The organism is Burkholderia sp. 28_3, assembly GCF_003253915.1.
GTDB lineage: Bacteria > Pseudomonadota > Gammaproteobacteria > Burkholderiales > Burkholderiaceae > Burkholderia > Burkholderia cenocepacia.
This window is the reverse complement of sequence record NZ_QKZF01000010.1, coordinates 201496-220180: the sequence shown is the minus strand read 5'-3', so window position 1 is coordinate 220180 and position 18685 is coordinate 201496. Positions and strand designations below refer to the sequence as shown.

At 70.2% G+C, this 18685-nt stretch carries 16 protein-coding genes; 7 read left to right on the top strand and 9 right to left on the bottom strand.

The features are described 5' to 3' along the window. Positions 1 to 14 precede the first annotated feature (14 nt). From DFS13_RS22035 to DFS13_RS22010, 6 genes are all read right to left on the bottom strand, one after another. The gene (locus tag DFS13_RS22035; RefSeq protein WP_006481666.1) at positions 15 to 1169 is read right to left on the bottom strand and encodes an acyl-CoA dehydrogenase family protein; all 1155 of its coding nucleotides are present in this window, start codon (positions 1167 to 1169) and stop codon (positions 15 to 17) included. Positions 1170 to 1207: 38 nt separating this feature from the next. Next, positions 1208 to 2530, bottom strand: a complete 1323-nt coding sequence (locus tag DFS13_RS22030) for an MFS transporter (RefSeq protein WP_006481669.1) — start codon at positions 2528 to 2530, stop codon at positions 1208 to 1210. A 10-nt stretch (positions 2531 to 2540) separates the two neighbouring features. Next, a complete protein-coding gene (locus DFS13_RS22025; protein WP_006481652.1) occupies positions 2541 to 3593 on the bottom strand; it encodes a porin in 1053 nt (350 codons plus the stop codon). Between the two features lie 81 nt (positions 3594 to 3674). Further along, positions 3675 to 4472: an enoyl-CoA hydratase/isomerase family protein gene (locus tag DFS13_RS22020; protein WP_080431289.1), complete on the bottom strand. Its 798-nt coding sequence runs from the start codon at positions 4470 to 4472 to the stop codon at positions 3675 to 3677. Next, complete coding sequence (locus DFS13_RS22015) at positions 4469 to 5689, bottom strand: CaiB/BaiF CoA-transferase family protein (protein WP_060214704.1); 1221 nt, start codon at positions 5687 to 5689, stop codon at positions 4469 to 4471. The genes DFS13_RS22020 and DFS13_RS22015 overlap by 4 nt, the downstream gene beginning before the upstream one ends. A gap of 80 nt (positions 5690 to 5769) precedes the next feature. Then, entirely contained in the window at positions 5770 to 6552 is a 783-nt protein-coding gene (locus DFS13_RS22010; RefSeq protein WP_006481671.1) for a crotonase/enoyl-CoA hydratase family protein, read from the bottom strand. A 134-nt stretch (positions 6553 to 6686) separates the two neighbouring features. Between DFS13_RS22010 and DFS13_RS22005 the strand changes: the two genes are divergently transcribed. Both DFS13_RS22005 and DFS13_RS22000 read left to right on the top strand, forming a co-directional pair. Continuing rightward, the gene (locus DFS13_RS22005; RefSeq protein WP_012493610.1) at positions 6687 to 7436 is read left to right on the top strand and encodes an IclR family transcriptional regulator; all 750 of its coding nucleotides are present in this window, start codon (positions 6687 to 6689) and stop codon (positions 7434 to 7436) included. A 125-nt stretch (positions 7437 to 7561) separates the two neighbouring features. Then, on the top strand, positions 7562 to 8614 hold the full coding sequence (locus tag DFS13_RS22000; protein ID WP_048987747.1) for a CaiB/BaiF CoA-transferase family protein: 1053 nt from the start codon (positions 7562 to 7564) through the stop codon (positions 8612 to 8614). 58 nt (positions 8615 to 8672) lie between these two features. On the opposite strand, the gene DFS13_RS21995 is transcribed toward DFS13_RS22000, so the two are convergent. After that, a complete protein-coding gene (locus DFS13_RS21995) occupies positions 8673 to 9116 on the bottom strand; it encodes a PaaI family thioesterase (RefSeq protein WP_006480333.1) in 444 nt (147 codons plus the stop codon). A 281-nt stretch (positions 9117 to 9397) separates the two neighbouring features. Between DFS13_RS21995 and DFS13_RS21990 the strand changes: the two genes are divergently transcribed. Continuing rightward, positions 9398 to 11017: a methyl-accepting chemotaxis protein gene (locus DFS13_RS21990; protein ID WP_111442123.1), complete on the top strand. Its 1620-nt coding sequence runs from the start codon at positions 9398 to 9400 to the stop codon at positions 11015 to 11017. On the opposite strand, the gene DFS13_RS21985 is transcribed toward DFS13_RS21990, so the two are convergent. Next, positions 10990 to 12099 carry an AGE family epimerase/isomerase gene (locus DFS13_RS21985; protein WP_069352652.1) on the bottom strand — a complete coding sequence of 370 codons (1110 nt, stop codon included), beginning with the start codon at positions 12097 to 12099 and terminating at the stop codon, positions 10990 to 10992. The genes DFS13_RS21990 and DFS13_RS21985 overlap by 28 nt on opposite strands. A 115-nt stretch (positions 12100 to 12214) precedes the next feature. Here DFS13_RS21985 and DFS13_RS21980 point away from each other — a divergent pair, with 115 nt between their 5' ends. From DFS13_RS21980 to DFS13_RS21970, 4 genes are all read left to right on the top strand, one after another. Further along, positions 12215 to 12913, top strand: coding sequence for an MgtC/SapB family protein (locus DFS13_RS21980; RefSeq protein ID WP_111442122.1), 699 nt, complete (start codon positions 12215 to 12217; stop codon positions 12911 to 12913). Between the two features lie 92 nt (positions 12914 to 13005). Continuing rightward, a complete protein-coding gene (locus DFS13_RS21975) occupies positions 13006 to 14370 on the top strand; it encodes a flagellar hook-length control protein FliK (protein WP_069352651.1) in 1365 nt (454 codons plus the stop codon). Positions 14371 to 14545: 175 nt separating this feature from the next. After that, on the top strand, positions 14546 to 14701 hold the full coding sequence (locus DFS13_RS40365) for a hypothetical protein (protein WP_006481665.1): 156 nt from the start codon (positions 14546 to 14548) through the stop codon (positions 14699 to 14701). 190 nt (positions 14702 to 14891) lie between these two features. Continuing rightward, the gene (locus DFS13_RS21970; protein WP_006481655.1) at positions 14892 to 15371 is read left to right on the top strand and encodes a GNAT family N-acetyltransferase; all 480 of its coding nucleotides are present in this window, start codon (positions 14892 to 14894) and stop codon (positions 15369 to 15371) included. Positions 15372 to 15505: 134 nt separating this feature from the next. On the opposite strand, the gene DFS13_RS21965 is transcribed toward DFS13_RS21970, so the two are convergent. Then, complete coding sequence (locus DFS13_RS21965; protein ID WP_111442121.1) at positions 15506 to 18580, bottom strand: heavy metal translocating P-type ATPase; 3075 nt, start codon at positions 18578 to 18580, stop codon at positions 15506 to 15508. Between the last annotated feature and the right edge of the window lie 105 nt (positions 18581 to 18685).

Here is an 18685-nt window from a genome sequence, read left to right as displayed (position 1 = left end):
GCGGCGCGCCGCGGTCAGAGCACGCTGCGCGCGACGACCCAACGGTGCACCTCGGTCGGGCCTTCGAAGATGCGCATCAGCCGCGCTTCGCTGGCCATCTGCTGCAACGGCATTTCCTTCGTCATGCCCATCGCGCCGAGCGTCTGCATCGCATGATCGATCACGGTCCACGCCATTTCGGTCGCGAACACCTTGACCATCGAGATCTGCGTGCGGGCATCCTGCCCGGCATCCACGCGCGCGGCCGCTTCGTAGGTCATCAGGCGGCATGCGTGGATCTGCGTGAGCGCGTCGGCGACCCACCACTGGACCGCCTGACGCTCCGCGAGCGGCACGCCGAAGGTCGTGCGCTGTTTCGCATGGTCGCACAGCAGCGCGACCGCGCGCTCGGCGCGGCCGATGCACCACGCGGCCATCTCCAGCCGCCGGTTCGCGAGCCGGGCCTGCATCGGCGTGAAGCCGGCGCCTTCCGGGCCAAGCAGTTGCGCGGCGGGAATGCGGCAGTCTTCCAGCACGATTTCGTAGGTCGACAGCCCGCCGATCATCGGAATCCGGCGTTCGATGATGAAACCCGGCGTGTCGCGATCGACGATGAACGCCGACATGCCGCCGCGCTTGCCCTTGCTGCGATCGGTCAGCGCCATCACGATCGTCCAGTCGGCATCGGCCGCGTGGCTGATCCAGATCTTCCGGCCGTTCAGCACCCAGCCGTCGCCGTCGTGCACGGCGGTCGTCGACAGCGCGCCCGGGTCGGAGCCGGCGCCCGGCTCGGAGATCGCCATCGCGGCACGCGTGGCGCCGCGTGCGTACGGGTCGAGATAGCGCGCGCGCTGCGCATCGTCGGCCGCATCGCACAGCATCCGCAGGTTCGGCGAGTCGGGCGGCAGGATGTACGGGGTGACGGTCGTGCCGATCGCCTCGTTCACGCCGACCATCGCGACGGCCGGCAGATCCGAGCCGCCCACGTCGAGCGGCGCGTCGAGTCCCCACAGGCCGAGTTGCCGGGAGCGCTCGTCGAGGTGCGCACGTTCGTCGACGAGCAGCCCGAAGCGCTGGCCGTCGGCCTCGCGCGCCATCACCGCCGCTTCGAGCGGAATCAGTTCGTCCTTCACGAAACGCGCGACGAGATCCCGGATCATCCGGTGTTCGAGTTCGAGTTCGAAATTCATGTGGGTAGGTGCGTACAGGAGAGGAAGAAGCCGTGCCGTCAGCCGGCGTTCGCGCGCGCCGCCGCGCGGGCGCGCAGCGTCCCGAGCAACGCGAGCGCGCCGGCCGCCAGCAGCGCGGCATTGAAATAGAGGCCGCCGCGCATCGATCCGGTGGCCGTGTTGAGCACGCCCATCAGGAACGGGCTCGCGAATCCGCCGATCGCGCCGGTCATCGTGATCGCCGCGATCGCGACCGCCATCGAGCGCTTCGGCAGCGCGAGCCCCGGCAGCACCCAGAACGCGGGCAGCGCCGCGGCGTGCGTGGCGACCGCGATGCACAGCGCGATCATCAGATGCGACGTGCCGGCGCTGCTCGCGAGACCAGCGAGCGCCGCCGCGCACGCGAGCATCGCGACGGCGCCGTGCTTGCGCCATTCGCGCCGGCGCTCGGTGCGCCAGCCCATCGCGAGCATGCCGACGATGCCGCACAGGTACGGCAGCGCGGATATCAGCCCGATCTGCATCGCGCCATGCAAGCCGCCGCGATGCAGGATCACGGGCATCCAGAACACCAGCGCGTAGCCGGCGGCCGCGATCGCGAAATTGGCCGCGCACAGCAGCCAGAAATCGCGGTGCGCGAGCAACGACCGCGCCGCGTTCGCGGCCGGCGTATCGGCTTCGGCCTGCGCATGCGCGGCGCGCAGCGTGGCCTTGTCTGCGTCCGACAGCCAGCGTGCGTCATCCGGCCGGTCGTCGAGAAAGCGTAGCGCGACGAGGCCGAGCGCGCTGCTCGGCAGCCCTTCGACGACGAACAGCCATTGCCAGCCGCTCAGGCCGCCCAAGCGGTCGAAGTACGACAGGATCGCGCCCGACACGGGGCCGGCGATCAACCCTGCGAGATACAGCGCGGTCATGAACAGCGCGAACGCCTTGGCGCGCTGCCGTGGCGGATACCACGCGCCGAGATAGAACAGGATGCCGGGGAAGAAGCCGGCCTCGAACACGCCCAGCAGGAAGCGGCACGCGTAGAACTGCGCGGGCGTCGTGACGAACATCGTCGCGGCCGAGCCGAGGCCCCACAGCACCATGATCCGGGCAATCGTCCGCCGCGCGCCGATCCGCGCGAGCCACGCGTTGCTCGGAATCTCGAACGCCATGTAGCCGATGAAGAAGATGCCCGCACCGAGCCCGTAGACGGCGTCGGAGAAGTGCAGCTCGGCGGCCATCTGCGCGTGTGCGAAGCCGATGTTGATCCGGTCGATGAACGACAGCGTGTAGCAGAGGATCAGGAACGGCAGCAGCCGGCGCGAGATCCGGCGATACAGCGCCTGCGTCGCGCCGTCGTCGTCGACGGCCGGGTGGGTCGAAAGGGTCGGGGTCATGGGCACTCCGTCAGAAGCGGTGAACGATGCCGAGCGCGAACACTTGCTCGGTGCCGCCTGCTTGCGGCTGCAGGCCGGCGACGACGGTATTGCGGGCGTCGCCGCCGTTCTTCATGTAGAGATAGCGGGCGTAGAGCGAAGTCCGCTTCGACAGCGGATGGTCGTAGCCGACGCCGAGCGCAGTCGCGTCGTTTGCCGAACCCTTCACGTCGCGGCGCACCACCGACACGAGCACGCGATCGAGCGCGCCGACGTTGATCGACGCACCGACGCTCGCGGTCGAGAACGCGGGCAGGCGCGCCGCCGTGCCGACGCCGTACAGGAACGCGGCGTACAGCTTGACCCGCGCGAATGCGTAGTTGGTCGCGAACACGTAGTGGCGGGTCGTCGACGGCGCGACGACGGGTCCCAGGTTGCCGGCCGACGTATCGCCCTGGAAGCCGGCGCCGACATAGAGGCCGCCGATCCGGTACTGCAGCCCGGCGCCGTAGTTGCGTCCAGCCTGTGTCGACAGCGCGTTCGGCGTCGGAAAGCCGTACGTGGCCATCACGCGCAGGCCGTTCCAGTCGGGGCTCAGGTACGACGCCGCCTGGTTGAAGCGCGGAATCGGTGGCGTCGTGTTGCTCGTGATCGTGTCCGTCGACGTCGCGAGCAGCGCGAGCGGCGACAGCCGCTCGTTGAGTCCGAACGGATCGCCGTCGTACACGACGTAGAACGCGGGCGTGTATTGCCGGCCGAGCCGCAGGTCGCCGTAGCGCGCGTTCTGCAGCGACACGTATGCCTGCCGGTAGAACAGCGTGCCGCCCTGGAACGATCCGTCGGCCGGCGAGAAGCCGCTTTCCAGCACGAATTTCGTCGACGTGCCGCCGCCGAGATCCTCGACGCCCGTCAGGCCGAAGCGGCTCGTCGACGCGCCGCCGCCGCTTTGCCGCATGCTCGACAAACTGCCGACGCGATCGAATTCGACGTAGCTGTCGACGATCCCGTACAGCGTGACCGACGACGCGTGCGCCGGCGTGGCGCACAGCACGCACGCGCTGACCAGGAATGCTTTTCGTTGCATGAAGGTGTCTCCGTCCATGTTTTATTGGCGCGCCCGCGTTCTGGGAGCGGTGCGCGCGGGTGTCGCGGTGCGGTGCCGGGCTCAGCGCCCCTTGAACACCGGCTTGCGCTTCTCGAGAAACGCGCGGGCGCCCTCGATCCGGTCCTCGCTCGCGTAGACGTCGGGGCCGACGTCCAGCCGCAGCGCGGCGGCCACCGGCAGCCCCTGGCTGCGGGTCGCGGTTTCCTTGATGCGGCGGATCGTGAGCGGTGCGTTCGCGGCGATCGTCTGCGCCAGCTCGCGCACGGTGTCGTCGAGCGCGGCGCCCGGCACGACGCGGTTCAGCAGGCCGACGCGTTGCGCTTCGTCTGCGTCGAAGCGGCGGCCCGTGAACAGCAGCTCCATCGCGATCGCGTGCGGCAACATGCGCGGCAGCAGCACGCTAGCGAAGTTCGCGCCCATGCCGACCCGCGCTTCGGGCAACGCGAAGGTCGCGTGATCGGCGGCGATCCGCAGGTCGCACGCGAGCGCGATTTCGCAGCCGCCGCCGATTGCATGGCCGTTGACGGCCGCGATGGTCGGCTTGCGCAGTTCCAGGATCAGCTCGTGGACGTTGCGCGCGAGTCCGCGCATCGGCTGCATCCCGCGGATCTCGGGGTCGCCGAGATCGACGCCCGCGCTGAACGCGCGTTCGCCCGCGCCGCGGATCACGATGACGCGAATCGACGGGTTGTCGTCGAGCGTGACGAGTTCGTTGCACAGGCGCCGGATCGCGTCGGCGGACAGCGCATTGGCGACGTGCGGGCGATTCATCGTCAGCCACGCGACGCCGTCGGCGTCGTCGCGCAGGATCGACGGCGCATCGTCGTCCGTCGGTGAAGAAAAGCGCGGGGCGGTCATGACGCGCTCCCGACCACGTCTGCCCGCGTGTCGGGCAGCACGCCCGCCTGCCGCAGCGCGTCGCGGCGCGCCGCGTCGATCCCGAATGCGTCGAGCACGGCGTCTGTGTCGGCGGCGAACGGCTGGGGCGGCCGGCGGATCGCGCCGGGCGTGCGGGACAGCTTGGCGGGGATGCCCGCGCCGATGTACGTGTCGGTGTCGACGAACATCGCGTTGCGCGCCGCCTGCGGATGGCCGAACGCATCGGCCACGGTGTTCACCGGCCCCGTCGCGACGCCGGCGTGCATCAGCCGCTCGACGACGTCGTCCGCCTGCAGTTCGGCGGTCAGCTGGCCGAGCAGCGAGTCGAGCGCATCGCGATGCGCGACGCGCTGTGCATTGGTCGCGAAGCGCGGATCGCGCGCCAGCTCGGGCACGCCCAGCGCGTCGACGAGCCGCGCGAACGTGCGGTTGTTGCCGGCGCCGGTCGCGACCGGCTTGTCCTTGCACGGATAGACGCCGTACGGCGCAATCGCGCCGTATACGTTGCCGGTCGCGACGGGCACGTCGCCGGTTGCCATCCAGCTCGTGCTGACCGGATGCAGCATCGACAGCGCGGTGCTGAACAAATCGATGTCGACGTGCTGCCCGAGGCCGGAGCGTGTCCGCTCGACGAGCGCGATCAGAATGGTGGAGACGGCGCTCAGGCCGGCCGCGTAATCGACGACCGGAAACGGCACCTTGAGCGGCATGCCGCCCGGTTCGCCGTTGATCGACATGAAGCCGGCGAGACCCTGCGCGACCGCGTCGTAGCCCGGAAACCGCGCAAGCGGGCCGTCGGTGCCGTAGCCGGAAATCGAGCAGTGGACGAGGCGCGGAAAGCGCGCGCGCAGGCAGTCTTCGTAGCCGATGCCCCAGCGTTCGAGCGTGCCCTGCTTGAAGTTGTCGATCAGCACGTCGGCCGTTTCGAGCACGCGGAACAGCACGTCGCGTCCGTCGGGATGCGACAGGTCGAGCGCGAGATTGCGCTTGTTGCGGTTGAGCCCCCAGTAGTAGCTGGAGATGCCGTTCGGCATCGCGGGGCCCCAGTCGCGCGTTTCGTCGCCCTGCGGCGGTTCGATCTTGATGACGTCGGCGCCGTGGTCCGCGAGCGTCTGCGCGCAGAACGGCCCCGCATAGACGCGGCTCAGGTCCACCACGCGCACCCCTGCGAGTGCGCCTTCGTTGCTGCTGGTCATGACGATGTCTCCTTCGATGTGGGTTCGACGGGCCGGCAGGCCGGCCTGTGCCGGCCGCACGGCCGCGATGCGTCGCGGGTTCAGCCGCGCGCGGCGAACAGCGCGGTGACGGCCGCGCGATGGTCGGGACTGGCGTGCGCGAACGCCTGGTACGACGCCGACAGGTCGAGCAGCGTGTCGAGGCTTGCGTGGCGGCCTTCGCGCAGCAGCCGCTTGGTCAGGCGTAGTGCGGTGCCCGAGTGATGCGCGATGCGGCCGGCCAGTTCGTGCGCATGCGCGAGGAGGTCGCCATCGGGCACGACGCGCGACACGAGTCCGCAGCGCAGCGCGGCCTGCGCGTCCAGCGCATCGCCGGTGAACGACATTTCCGCGGCGACCGCGGCGCCGACGATCCGCGGCAGGAACCACGCACCGCCGTCGCCCGGCACGAGACCGAGCGCGATGAAGCTCTCCGCGAAGCGCGCACGCTCGGCGGCGATGCGGATGTCGCACATGCACGCGAGATCGGTGCCGGCGCCGATGGCCGGACCGTTGACCGCTGCGATGGCCGGCACTTCGAGGTGCTCGAACGCATGCGCGAGCCGCTGGATGCCGCGGCGATAGCTGGTGCGGATCGCAGCAGGGTCGTGCGGGCCCGCTTCCACGAACGCGCGCATCGCCTTTACGTTGCCGCCCGACGAGAACGTCGTGCCGGCGCCGGTCAGGATCAGCACGCGGATCGATTCGTCACGGTTTGCTTCGTCGCAGCATTCGGTCAGCGCGTCGATCGCATCGGTGTCCGAAATTGCGTTGCGGGTGTCCGGACGGTTCATCGTGACGGTCAGGATCGCGCCCTGCCGTTCACGGATCAAAAAGGCTGCCATGTTGTCTCCGTGTGTTCTGTGCCGCGGGACTTCACGCCGCGGGCCGAAGCCTAGTATCGTCACGACGGTTGGCGGCGGGAAATTCCGTTCCACATACGTGGAAGGCCCGTGCCGGTTGCTGCGGAGAGGGCGGGATGAGCGGAAGCGTGGTCAAGAGCGCGGCGCGCGTGTTCGAGGTGCTGGAACTCTTCAGCACCTTGCAGCGGCCGCTGAGCGTGCGCGAGATCGCGACGCGCTGCGGGTATCCGGGGTCGAGCGCGGCGGCGCTGCTGACCAGCATGAAGACGCTCGGCTATCTCGCCTACGACGATGCAACCCATGCGTATGCGCCCACCGCGCGGCTCGTCAATCTCGGCGAAGCGCTGGTCGATTCGGCGGCCGGCAGCCGGCGGCACTGGCATGCGGTCGCGAAGCGGCTGGCGGCGCGCACGCACGAGGCGGTCGTGATCGCGGTGCAGAGCGACCTGTACGTGCAGTACATCGACGCGGTCGAGGGCTCGCATTCGATTCCGGTGCAGTTCTATGCGCCGATCGGCACGCGTCGCGAGATCTGCATGTCGGGCCTTGGCTGGGCGCTGCTGAGCATCCAGCCCGACAGCACGATTCGCCGGCTCGTGTCACGCAGCATCCGCCGGATCGGGAAGTCGGGCAGGACGATCGACGAGGACGTCGTGCTCGACAAGGTCGAACAGACCCGCCGGCTCGGCTATTCGTATTCGGCGCACACCGTGACGCAGGGCGCCGCGATGATCTCGATGGTGATCGCGGATGGCTGGAACGGGCTGCCGCTGGCGATGGGCGTGGCCGGGCCGGTCGAGCGGATCGACCCGCATCGGGACGCGATCGTGCGCGCGATGCAGGCGGCGCTGGCCGAGCGGGCGTAGGGCCCGCGCAAGCCCGTTATCGGTGTGAACAGGCGCTGGTCGCGCGAAGCTGGCGGGCGCAGGCATTCGCATAGAATCGGAAAGCTTCGCCGCCCCTGTTCCGACTGCATTTCAGCGAGGTCACCATGTCATTGAACGCGCCGCTTGCCGGCATCCACATCGTCGAATTCGAAGGGCTCGGCCCCGGCCCGCTCGCGGGCTGGATGCTCGCCGGCATGGGCGCGCGCATCACGCTGATCGCGCGCCCGTCCGGCCGAACCAGCGCGCCGGACGCGCTGCGGGCTCGCGACGGCGATCTGCTGCGCGAAGGCAAGACGATCGTCGAACTCGACCTGAAGGCGCCGGCCGGGCGTGACGCCGCGCTCGATCTGATCGCGCAAGCCGATGCGCTGATCGAGGGCTTGCGGCCCGGCGTGATGGAGCGGCTCGGCCTCGGGCCCGACGTTTGCGCGCGCCGCAATCCCAAGTTGGTCTACGGGCGCATGACCGGCTGGGGCCAGGATGGACCGCTGGCAGCCGCGGCCGGGCACGACCTGAACTACGTCGCGCTGACCGGGCTGCTGTCGCTGTCCGCGCCGCGCGACGGTCGGCCCGGCGTGCCGCCGACGGTCGTCGGCGATGCGGGCGGCGCGCTCGGGCTCGCGTTCGGCATCGTCTGCGCATTGCTCGACGTGCGCGGCGGCGGGCCGGGGCGGGTGGTCGACGGCGCGATCGTCGACATCGTGTCGATGCTCGGTTCGCTCGCGCTGTGGGCGCGCGCGAACGGCCAGCTCGACGGCGCGCAGCCGAGCCTGTTCCACGACGCGCCGTTCTACGACGTGTATCGCTGCGCGGACGGCGAATGCGTGACGATCGGCGCGCTCGAACCGCCGTTCTATGCGCTGCTGGTCGAACGGCTCGGGCTGACCGACGTCGATCCCGCGTCGCAGTACGACCGGGCGCGCTGGCCCGCGCTGAAGGCGCGTTTCGCGGACGTGTTCGCGCGGCAGCCGTCCGCGCACTGGCGCGCGCTGCTCGAAGGCACCGATGCGTGTTTCGCGCCGGTGCTGAGCGTGGCCGACGCGGCCGTGCACCCGCACAACGCGGCGCGCGGGATCTATCGGACGGATGAGCACGGGAACGTGCGGGCGCGGGTGGCGCCGCGGTTTTTGCCGCTGGTGGGGGACGACGCGGCCTAGCGGCGCGACTTGGGCGCCAGGCGGCCGCGATATTGGGCGCCGGCCGTTCAGGCCGTTCTCACGCCGTTTCCACCGGCGCATCCGGCATCTTGCCGTCGCCGACGCGGTTGATCGTGCCTTGCGCGATCGCGACGAGCCGCTCGTGATCGCCGTCGATGACGAACACATGGCACTGGCAGGTCGCCTGGTGCCGGCCCGCGTAGACGAGCTTCGCGCGGGCGACGAGCGTGCCGTTCACGGCCGGCCGCAGATAGTTGATCTTGTATTCGGCGGTGATCACGCGCGGGCCGAGCACGAGCGCGCCGGCGAACGTCAGCGCGTTGTCCGCGAGATAGCTGATGACGCCGCCGTGCACGAAACCGTGCTGCTGCCGCAATTCCTCGCGCACGGGCAGGCACAGCGACACTTCGTTGTCGCCGATGTGCATCAGCTCCGTGCCCAGCAGCATGCTGAACGGCTGCGCGCGCAATGCGCCGCGCGCGTGGTCCGTGATGTCGGTCATCGAACTTTCCTTCGAAATGCGTGCCCGCTTGCGCTGAACTCTAGGAAGGGGGCTCCGGATAAGCAAGGAAATTCGTCCGCGTTTCGTGCAAATCCCGGCGCGATGCAACGCGATTATTGCGTCGAATACACAAGATCTCCGCGTTTGCGGGCGATTCGACGCGAATGCGCGAGCGAAGCGCGCACTTGACCTGCGTTGCCGCTGATTCCGCCTAAAGTCCGACGAAGAAATGCCGCTAATGCCGGGGCATCGCCTCATCGTCCGCTCTCCAGGAATCCCCCATGTTCGGAAAAATCAAGCTCGCGTCGGGTCTGCTCGGCGTGTTGACCGTGTTCTGTCTCTTCCTGTTCGCGATCGAAGCGCTCGGCTTCTGGGCGCTCACGTCGACGCGCAGCGGCGTCGACGATCTGTCGAACGTCGCGATCGCGCAGGTCGACGCGGCCAGCCGGGCGACCGAGCAACTGCTCGACGCGCGCATCAACCTGTCGCGTGCCGGCACGCGGATGGTGCGCGGCGGGCCGAAGCCCGAAGACATCATCCGCCACGCGGGCACGTCGCTCGCGCAAGCGGACAAGGCGTTCGCCGTACTGACGGCCGCGCAGGCGGTCGACGACACCAACCGCGCGCGCGTCGCGGCGCTCACCGAGCGCTATCGCGCGCTGCGCGGCGCGCTGGGCGAACTCGTGCAGTTCCTCGACGCCGACAACATCCAGGCGTTCCTCGACCAGCCGACCCAGGGTTTCCAGGACGCGTACATCGCCGAGCTGCATCGCTTCACCGGCTATGGCGGCACCTCGAGCCGCGCGGCGCTCGACACCATCGACGGCGGCATGCTGTGGTTCAAGTCGGTCGGCATCGTGCTGCTGGTGGCGATGCTCGCGGCGAGCGCGGCGATCTACGCGGCCGCGCGGCGCGCGGTCGTCGCGCCGCTGGAGCAGGCCGGCCGCCATTTCGAGCGGATCGCGCAGGGCCGTCTCGACGAAGCCGTGCAGGCGGGCGGCGTGTTCGAGATCGACCGGATGCTGCGCGGCCTCGCCGCGATGCAGACGAGCATCGCGGGCACCGTGCGCACGGTGCGCCAGGCGTCCGACGCGATTCACCTCGGCGCGGGCGAGATCGCGGGCGGCAACGCCGACCTGTCGGCGCGCACGGGCACACAGGCCGCGTCGCTCGAGGAAACCGCCGCGAGCATGGAGGAACTGACCGCGACGGTCCGGCAGAACACCGACAGCGCGCGCGCGGCGAGCGCGCTGGCCGACGCGGCGCTCGAAGCGACGAGCCACGGCGGCGGCGTGGTCGACAGCGTGATCGACCGGATGCGCGGCATCGCGCAGAGTTCGGGGCGGATCGCGGAGATCATCTCGGTGATCGACGGCATCGCGTTCCAGACCAACATCCTCGCGCTGAACGCGGCGGTCGAGGCCGCGCGGGCCGGCGAACAGGGGCGCGGCTTCGCGGTGGTCGCGGGCGAAGTGCGTTCGCTCGCGCAGCGCAGCGCGCAATCGGCGAAGGAGATCAAGGCGTTGATCGAGGATTCGGTCGCGCAGATCAACGGCGGCGCGGCGCTCGTCGAGCGCGCCGGCGACGCGATGCGCACGGTGTCGGCGTCGATCACGCGGGTCGTGCAGACGATGTCGGAAATCACCGCGGCGTCGGTCGAGCAGAGCGTCGGGATCGAGCAGGTGAACCAGGCCGTCACGCAGATGGACCAGCTCACGCAGCAGAACGCGGCGCTGGTCGAGGAAGTCGCGGCGGCCGCCGCGTCGCTGAACGACCAGACCGCGCACCTGATGCAGGCGGTGTCGGTGTTCGAACTGGGCGACGGACGCGCCGCGCATGGCGAGCGCGCGGCGCCGTCGTTCGCCGCGGCGGGTTACGCGCCGGTCGGCAGCGCCGCGTAGGCGGTCGCGAGGTGGTAGGGCGTCGTCGACGGCATGTCGGCGCGCGACACCTGCCCGTCCGCCGTCTTGCACTCGAACCAGCCGCGCGGATGCAGGAAGCGCGCGGCGAACCGCTCGATCTGCCGCGCGAGCGGCGCGGAGGCCGGCGTGCCGCCGTGCGTCGCCAGCGCGCGCAGGTATTCGGTCTGCGCCCAGATCCGCTGCGTGCCGTCGATGCATGCGCCGTGCGCGTCGAGCGCCGCGCACACGCCGCCCGTCTGCGGATCGACGCCGTACTGCTCGGCGAACGCGAACGCGCGCGACAGCGCGGCGGGCAGCCCGGTCCGCGCGAGCCGCGCACCGGCCGCATCCACCAGATAGAACCACTCGAACTGATGGCCGGGCTCGAAACGGTTGTCGGCCGCGCCGAGCGGCAGCTCGGCCACGCAGCCGGTCGCCGCATCGACGAACGTGCGTTCGACGGCCTGCGCGGTGCGCGCGAGCGCATCGTCGAACGCGGTATCGCCGAACGCATCGGCGGCCGCGAGCCACGCTTCGGTCAGATGCATCAGCGGATTCTGCAGCGCGCCACTGCCGGACGACGAGAAATCGGGGTGGCGCGCGGCATCGAGCAGCGCGTCGCCGGGGCGCGGCGCGAAGCGGTCCTGGATCAGCGCGGCGGTTGCTTCGGCCACCGTGCGCGCGGCGGCGTCGCCCGACGCCGCATGCCACGCGGCACATGCGAACACGATGAACGCATGCGTATAGAGATCCTTGGTCGTGTCGAGCGGCGCGCCCTGCGCGTCGACGCTGTAGATCCAGCCGCCGTGGCGCGGGTCGCGAAAGTGCCGGCACAGCGCGTCGAACAGCGTGGCCGCGTGCGCGGTGTCGCCGGCCTGCGCGAACACGAACAGTTGCCTTGCGCACGCCATTGCGCGATAACGGGTCACGGGCAGCGGCGCATGGGTGGCCGGATCGACGGCCTCGAACGGCAGTTGCAATGCTGGGTCGAACCCTGAACCCCGCCAGATCGGCAAGACGACGTGCGCGAAATGGTGGCGCAGCTGGGCGGCCTGGGCGGAAGCGGAGTCGGAAACGGACATGGCGGGGTTGAGCGCTTGGATCGAAACGTGTCGGCGCGGCCCGGAGAATCGGCGCGGCCGGGGCCAAGGATAAAACATTCCGCGCGGCCGGCACCAAAAAAAGGAGAGAAATAGGATGCTCAGCAACCTGGAACTCGTGATGCGGCTCGTTCTCGCGGCGGCGCTCGGCAGCGTCATCGGCTTCGAGCGCGAGCGCCTGTCGTGGGCGGCCGGCCTGCGCACGCACATGCTGGTGTGCGTCGGCTCGACGCTGATCATGATCGTGTCGGCGTTCGGTTTCGCCGACGTGCTCGGCACCAGCGACCACGTCGTGCTCGATCCGTCGCGGATCGCCGCGCAGGTCGTGTCGGGCATCGGTTTCCTCGGCGCGGGCTCGATCCTGCTGCGCGGCGAGATCGTGCGCGGGCTGACGACGGCCGCGAGCCTGTGGTCGGTCGCCGCGATCGGCCTGGCGGTGGGCGGCGGGCTCTATGTCGCGTCCATTTCGGCGACCATCATCATCCTGATCATCCTGGACGGCATCAAGCCGCTGGAGCGGCGCTATTTCACGGTGCGCCAGCGGCGCCAGCTCGCGTTGACGGTGGCCGGCGGCACGCTGACGTTCGATTCGCTGCACGCGGCGCTCGGTCCCGACAGCGCGCGGGTGAAGCAGTTCATCGTGCAGCGCGCGGACGACACGGGCGAGCAGGACGAGGTGCGCATCGCGCTGGCGCGGGTGTCGGAACTCGAATACAAGGCGATCTGCGACAAGCTGCGCGCGCTGCCGGGCGTCACGCGTTTCGACGGCGGGAACGGGCTGTCGGGCGACGAATAGCGTGAATCGGTTGCGGGGCGTGCGACAATGGCCGATCACCGATTCCGTTCGACATCCGGGTCCGCGCTTGCGGGCCCCGCCATCCGATTTCCATGACCGAATCCGTTTCCACGCCTCGCTCCCGCTCCCGTTCCACCCGTTCGTCGGCCCGTTCGCGCCAGCGCTCGGCCGCTGCCGCAGGCAGCACGTCCGCCCGGGCGACGGCACGATCCGGCAGCGCGCCGGCCGGCGACGCGCCGCGCGACGAACGGACGCTCGACCTGTTCGGCGATCCGGTGCTCGAGCCGGGCGAGCGCATGCCGGTGGCGGCGCACGATGAAGCGAGCGTGGAGGGCGATGCGGCAGCCGGTGTCGACGACGGTCGACAGGCCATGCTGGACGGGTTCAGTCCGCCAGCGGATGCGGCCGTGGCAACGCGTGCGGAAGCGGAGAGTGCGGCGGCGACGGTTGCAGCGGTCGAGGCCGTTTCGACGCCTGAAGGCGGGACGGCCGCGAACGTCTACAGCGCATCCGCAGAGCGTCTTGCAACGCAGGCCGCCGATTTGCCCGCGGGCGCTGGCGCCGCCACGAAGATCGATGGTCCCGTGATCGACGGCGCCGCGAAGGCGACGACGAAGCTGCAAGCCGCCGATGGCGTTGCGGCGCGGACGGTCGAATCGCAAGCAGCAGACGCCGAAGCCGCGAAGCCTGCAGTCGAGGCGGCGGTCGTCAAATCCCGCGAAGGGAAATCTTCCGGTGATGCCGCGAAGGAACGCCGCGCGTCGTCGGGCGGCAAACGCCGGGCGGCTGCCGGTGCCAACGAAGCGGCGGCGACGCCGGCCGTGCCGGTTGCGCCGAGCGTCGATTCGAAGCCGGAAGCGGTCGATTCGAACCCGCCGTCGGTCCAGGCTGCGCCGGCCGAGCCGCAGACGCAGGCACCGTCCGCACAGCCGCCCGAACCGGTCATCGCCACGCCATTCGCGAAGCCTCGCGACGCAGCGGCGCAGCCCGACGCTTCGCCGTCGCCGGTTGCACAGCCGGTGGCATCCGTCGCGTCGTTCGTGACCAGGCCATCGTCCGAGCGTACGCAACCGGCCGCGCCGGCCTTCGATCCGGACACCCACCTGCGCCCGCTGACCGACCGGCTCGCCGCGCTGCAGGCCGACGTCGACGGCCTGACCCGCGCGGCCGATCGCGAGATGCGCCGCGTCAACCGCTTGCTGCTCGCGCTGGCCGTCGTCGTGCTGGCGGGGCTCGTCGCGCTGGTGCTGCAAACGCGGCAGATCGCGCATCTGAAGCAGGACGTCGCCACCAAGCAGCAACGGATCGATCGTCTCGCGGCCGACCTGTCGACGCAGCAGGCCACGCTGATGACGCTCGAGGAGCACCACGAAGCGCTGCTGTCGCAAGTCGACCGGCTGCAACGCAACGCGAACCGCGAGGCGGCCGTCGCAAAGCGGGTCCGCCGCACGCGTTGATCGTTTCGACCCTATCCCGGAAGCCCGGCGCAGCAAGGATCGCCGTTTCGCACCGACGCGCGGCTGTCGCGGGCGTGCGGCAAACCGATGCAGCGCACTGGCAGAGTTAAGGGAAAACCCTTAGAATGGAGGTCATATAAGGGAAAACCCTAGCCACATCTGTCAGGAGTCTCACATGAGCTTCATCCTCGCCCTGCTGCAAAAGATCGACGACCTGTTCGTGTCCCCGCACCTGCCGCTCGACGCCGAATACTCGTACGCCGCGCGTCGTGCCGAAGCCGAGCGCGTGCGTCGTGCGCACCTCGTGCCGATCGTCCTGTACCGTCGCTGATTCGCTGATTCGCTGATTCGCTGATTCGCTGATTCGCTGATTCGCTGATTCGCTGATTCGCTGATTCGCTGATTCGCTGATTCGGCGCGGCGTCCGCCGCACCCGCCTGCCCGTGTCCACCGCCGCATCGCGCGCCGGTGCGAGTGTCCCGCTACACTGGAAGTCCGATTCCGTTCACGGCGACCGGGCCATGTTGCAGATGCGGCCGATGACGGCCGGCGAATTCCACGCGTACCGCACGCGAGCCATCGACGGCTACGCGCGCGACCTCGTTTCTTCCGGACAAAATGCTGTCGAAGACGCGTCCGACCGTGCGCGCGCCTGTTTCGACACGCTGCTGCCGGACGGCCTGCTGACCGCCGGCCAGACCCTCGTCACACTCATCGATGGCGCCAGCGGCGACACGGTGGGCGACCTCTGGTACGCGATCGTCCCCGAAGGGCCGAACCGCACGCTGTTCATCTACGACCTCGACATCGTCCCGTCCCGGCGCCGCCAGGGCTGGGCCACGCGCGCGCTCGATGCGCTCGATGCCGAGGCGCGCCGGTACGGCGTTACCGAGATCGGGCTGTCGGTCTTCAATCACAACGCGGCGGCGCGTGCGCTGTATCGAGCATGCGGCTTCGCGCCGATCACCACGACGTTGATCAAACCGGTCGTGTCGAACTGAATCCGCCGGCATCGCGATGCATCGTCGCGTGCTGTCGGTTCGGCGCACTACGTAGCCGGCTATCTTCCCGACCCTTCCTGTCGATCGAACGCCGAACGGCCCGTTCGGCCGTCCGCCATTCATCGCTTGCCGCCTCAACGCGCGCGGCCTTTCCATCTCCGCAGCAGCAGCGCGTTGGTTACGACGCTGACGCTGGAAAACGCCATCGCGGCGCCCGCGATCACCGGGTTCAACAAGCCGAGCGCCGCGAGCGGCACGCCGACGAGGTTGTACACGAACGCCCAGAACAGGTTCTGCTGGATCTTGCGGTACGTGCGCTTCGAGATGTCGATCGCGTCGGCGACGAGCGCCGGGTCGCCGCGCATCAGCGTGATGCCGGCCGTGTGCATCGCGACGTCGGTGCCGGTCGCCATCGCGATGCCGACGTCCGCCGCGGCGAGCGCGGGCGCATCGTTGATCCCGTCGCCGACCATCGCGACGACGCCGCCGTGCGTGCGCTTCAGCTCGGCGACGACGCGTGCCTTGTCGTCGGGCAGCACCTGCGCGTGCACTTCGCCGATGCCGAGCGCCGCCGCGACGGCCGCCGCGCTGCCACGGTTGTCGCCCGTCACGAGTGCGCTCGCGACGCCGCGCGCCGACAGCGCCGCGATCGCGTCGCGGGCGCCCGGCTTCACGGTGTCGCCGAATGCGATCAGCGCGAGCACCGCGCGCGGCGCATCGACGCGCATCAACCACGAGATCGTATTGCCGGCGCGTTCGAGTTCCGCCGCGCGCGCGTCGAGCGCCGGCGGTACCGCGATGCCGAGTTCGTCGCGCCAGCGCGTACTGCCGAGCGCAAGTTGTTGCCCGCCGACGTGCGCTTCCACACCGCGCCCGGCCACCGCGCGTGCATCGGTCGCGACGACCGGCGCGGCTACGCCGCCCTGTGCGGCCACGTCGGCGTCATGCGCGGCGACCACCGCGCGCGCGAGCGGATGGTCGCTCTGCCGCTGCACGGCCGCCGCGAGCGCGAGCGCTTCGTCGCGCGGCACGCCGACGGCGTCGAACGCCGTCACGGACGGTTTGCCTTCGGTCAGCGTACCGGTCTTGTCGAACGCGATCACGGTCGTGCGCTGCGCGAGTTCGAGCGCCTGCGCGTCCTTGATCAGCACGCCGTGCCGGGCCGCGACGCCGGTGCCGGCCATGATCGCGGCCGGCGTCGCGAGACCGAGCGCGCACGGGCAGGCGATCACGAGCACCGCGACCGCGTTGAGGATCGCGGTTTCCATCCCGGCGCCGGCGATCAGCCAGCCGACCAGCGTCAGCACGGCGATGCCGAGGATCGCCGGCACGAACACCTCGCTGACGCGATCGACGAGCCGCTGGATCGGCGCCTTCTCGGCCTGCGCGGATTCGACGAGGCGGATGATGCGCGCGAGCGTCGTCTCCGCGCCGATCGCGGTGGTTGCGACGACGAGCGCGCCTTCGCCGTTGATCGAGCCGGCCGTGACGGCGTCGCCGTCGTCCTTCGGCACGGGCAGGCTTTCGCCGGTGATCAGCGATTCGTCGATGTGCGAGCGGCCCGACACGATCCGCCCGTCGACCGGCACGCGCTCGCCGGGCCGGATGCTGACGTGCGTGCCGACGCGCACCTGCGACAGCGGCACGTCGCGTTCGACGCCGTGCTCGACGACCCGCGCGCGGTCGGGGCGCAGCGCGTTCAGCGCGCGGATTGCCTCGGTGGTCTGGCGCTTCGCGCGCGATTCGAGCCACTTGCCGAAGCGCACGAGCGTGACGATGACGGCCGACGCTTCGAAATACAGATGGCCCGGATGCGCGGGATCGCGCAGCAGCATCCACAGGCTCAGCCCGTACGCGGCCGACGTGCCGAGCGCGACGAGCAGGTCCATGTTGCCGGTGCGCGCCTTCACCGCATGCCAGGCCGCGCGATAGAAGCGTGCGCCGAAGCCGAACTGCACGATCGACGCGAGCACGAGCTGGAGCCAGCCGGGCAGCATCAGGTCGAGGCCGAACGGCGCGGCGAGCATCGGCGCGACGAGCGGCGCGCTCAGCACGGCGGCGCCGATCACGAGGTTGCGTTCGCGGATGGCCTCGCGGCGCTTGCGTGCGTCGGCGTCCGGCGCGGGGCCGGCCGGTTGCGCGTCGGCGCCGGCCGTTGCGCCGGCGGGTGACGCGGCGGGAAGCGATGCATGGTAGCCGGCCGTGGTGACGGCGGCGATCAGCGCGGCGGCGTCGAGTGCGCCGGCGCCGTGCACCGACGCGCGCTCGGTCGCGAGATTGACCGTCGCGCGCGCGACGCCCGGCACGGCGGCCAGCGCTTTTTCGACGCGGCCGGCGCAGGACGCGCAGGTCATGCCGCCGATGTCGAGTTCGACGTCGGCGGCCGCGGAAGTGGCGGCGGAGGTGGCGGCGGAGGTGGCGGGGGCGGCAGGCGTGGCGACGGCCGCCGGTGTCGCGCCGTAGCCGGCGTGTTTCACCGCTTCGGCAAGCTGGGCGGCGGATACGTCGGCCGACGCGTCGACCGTCGCGCGTTCAGTTGCCAGGTTGACCGAGGCGCGCGTGACGCCCGGCACTTTCGCGAGCGCCTTCTCGACACGCGACACGCACGACGCGCAGGTCATCCCGTCGATGTCGAGTTCGATGCTCGCGGGCGTAGCGGGGCGGGTCGGGGCGGCGGCCGGGGCATTGGTATCCGACGCTGTCGGCGTCGCGCCATAGCCGGCCTGTTTCACGGCATCTGCCAATTGCGCGGCGGAAACCCCGGCCGACGCGTCGACCGTCGCGCGTTCGGTCGCCAAGTTGACCGAGGCGCGCGTGACGCCCGGCACCTTCGCGAGCGCCTTTTCGACGCGCGACACACATGACGCGCAGGTCATGCCATCGATATCGAGTTCGATCGTCGCGGCGGCGGCCGGCGCGGACGACGTTGCTTCGCGCGCCGCCGGCGTGGCCACACCGGCTTCGACGGCCGCTTCGCGCACCGCTGCGTGGTAGCCGGCCTCACGGATCGCGTCGACGAGCCGGTCGGGCCCGACCGTGTCCTGAGCGGTGACCGTCGCCGCCTGTGCATCGAGATCGACCGCCGCATCGACGACGCCCGGCACGGCGGCCAGCGCGCGCTGCACGCGGCCCGTGCAGCCGCCGCAATGCATGCCGTCGACGCTCAGCGCGATCGTTTGCCGTGCCGCGGAGGCAAGTGGTTCAGTCATGTCGGATTCCCCAAAAGCGCGGTTCGTGCCGCGAATGGTTCCAGTATCAACATTCCCATGATGGTAAGGTCAAGCGCCGGCGACGATGCGACGCAGGTCGATGCA

What these genes read in the sequence shown, in the direction of transcription:
- DFS13_RS21985 (WP_069352652.1), bottom strand. Translation starts at nt 12,099, where the DNA reads ATGTCCGTTTCCGACTCCGCTTCCGCCCAGGCCGCCCAGCTGCGCCAC.
- DFS13_RS21995 (WP_006480333.1), bottom strand. Translation starts at nt 9,116, where the DNA reads ATGACCGACATCACGGACCACGCGCGCGGCGCATTGCGCGCGCAGCCG.
- DFS13_RS22030 (WP_006481669.1), bottom strand. Translation starts at nt 2,530, where the DNA reads ATGACCCCGACCCTTTCGACCCACCCGGCCGTCGACGACGACGGCGCG.
- DFS13_RS22000 (WP_048987747.1), top strand. Translation starts at nt 7,562, where the DNA reads ATGTCATTGAACGCGCCGCTTGCCGGCATCCACATCGTCGAATTCGAA.
- DFS13_RS22015 (WP_060214704.1), bottom strand. Translation starts at nt 5,689, where the DNA reads ATGACCAGCAGCAACGAAGGCGCACTCGCAGGGGTGCGCGTGGTGGAC.
- DFS13_RS21970 (WP_006481655.1), top strand. Translation starts at nt 14,892, where the DNA reads ATGTTGCAGATGCGGCCGATGACGGCCGGCGAATTCCACGCGTACCGC.
- DFS13_RS21975 (WP_069352651.1), top strand. Translation starts at nt 13,006, where the DNA reads ATGACCGAATCCGTTTCCACGCCTCGCTCCCGCTCCCGTTCCACCCGT.
- DFS13_RS22025 (WP_006481652.1), bottom strand. Translation starts at nt 3,593, where the DNA reads ATGCAACGAAAAGCATTCCTGGTCAGCGCGTGCGTGCTGTGCGCCACG.
- DFS13_RS22035 (WP_006481666.1), bottom strand. Translation starts at nt 1,169, where the DNA reads ATGAATTTCGAACTCGAACTCGAACACCGGATGATCCGGGATCTCGTC.
- DFS13_RS21980 (WP_111442122.1), top strand. Translation starts at nt 12,215, where the DNA reads ATGCTCAGCAACCTGGAACTCGTGATGCGGCTCGTTCTCGCGGCGGCG.
- DFS13_RS21965 (WP_111442121.1), bottom strand. Translation starts at nt 18,580, where the DNA reads ATGACTGAACCACTTGCCTCCGCGGCACGGCAAACGATCGCGCTGAGC.
- DFS13_RS22005 (WP_012493610.1), top strand. Translation starts at nt 6,687, where the DNA reads ATGAGCGGAAGCGTGGTCAAGAGCGCGGCGCGCGTGTTCGAGGTGCTG.
- DFS13_RS21990 (WP_111442123.1), top strand. Translation starts at nt 9,398, where the DNA reads ATGTTCGGAAAAATCAAGCTCGCGTCGGGTCTGCTCGGCGTGTTGACC.
- DFS13_RS22010 (WP_006481671.1), bottom strand. Translation starts at nt 6,552, where the DNA reads ATGGCAGCCTTTTTGATCCGTGAACGGCAGGGCGCGATCCTGACCGTC.
- DFS13_RS22020 (WP_080431289.1), bottom strand. Translation starts at nt 4,472, where the DNA reads ATGACCGCCCCGCGCTTTTCTTCACCGACGGACGACGATGCGCCGTCG.
- DFS13_RS40365 (WP_006481665.1), top strand. Translation starts at nt 14,546, where the DNA reads ATGAGCTTCATCCTCGCCCTGCTGCAAAAGATCGACGACCTGTTCGTG.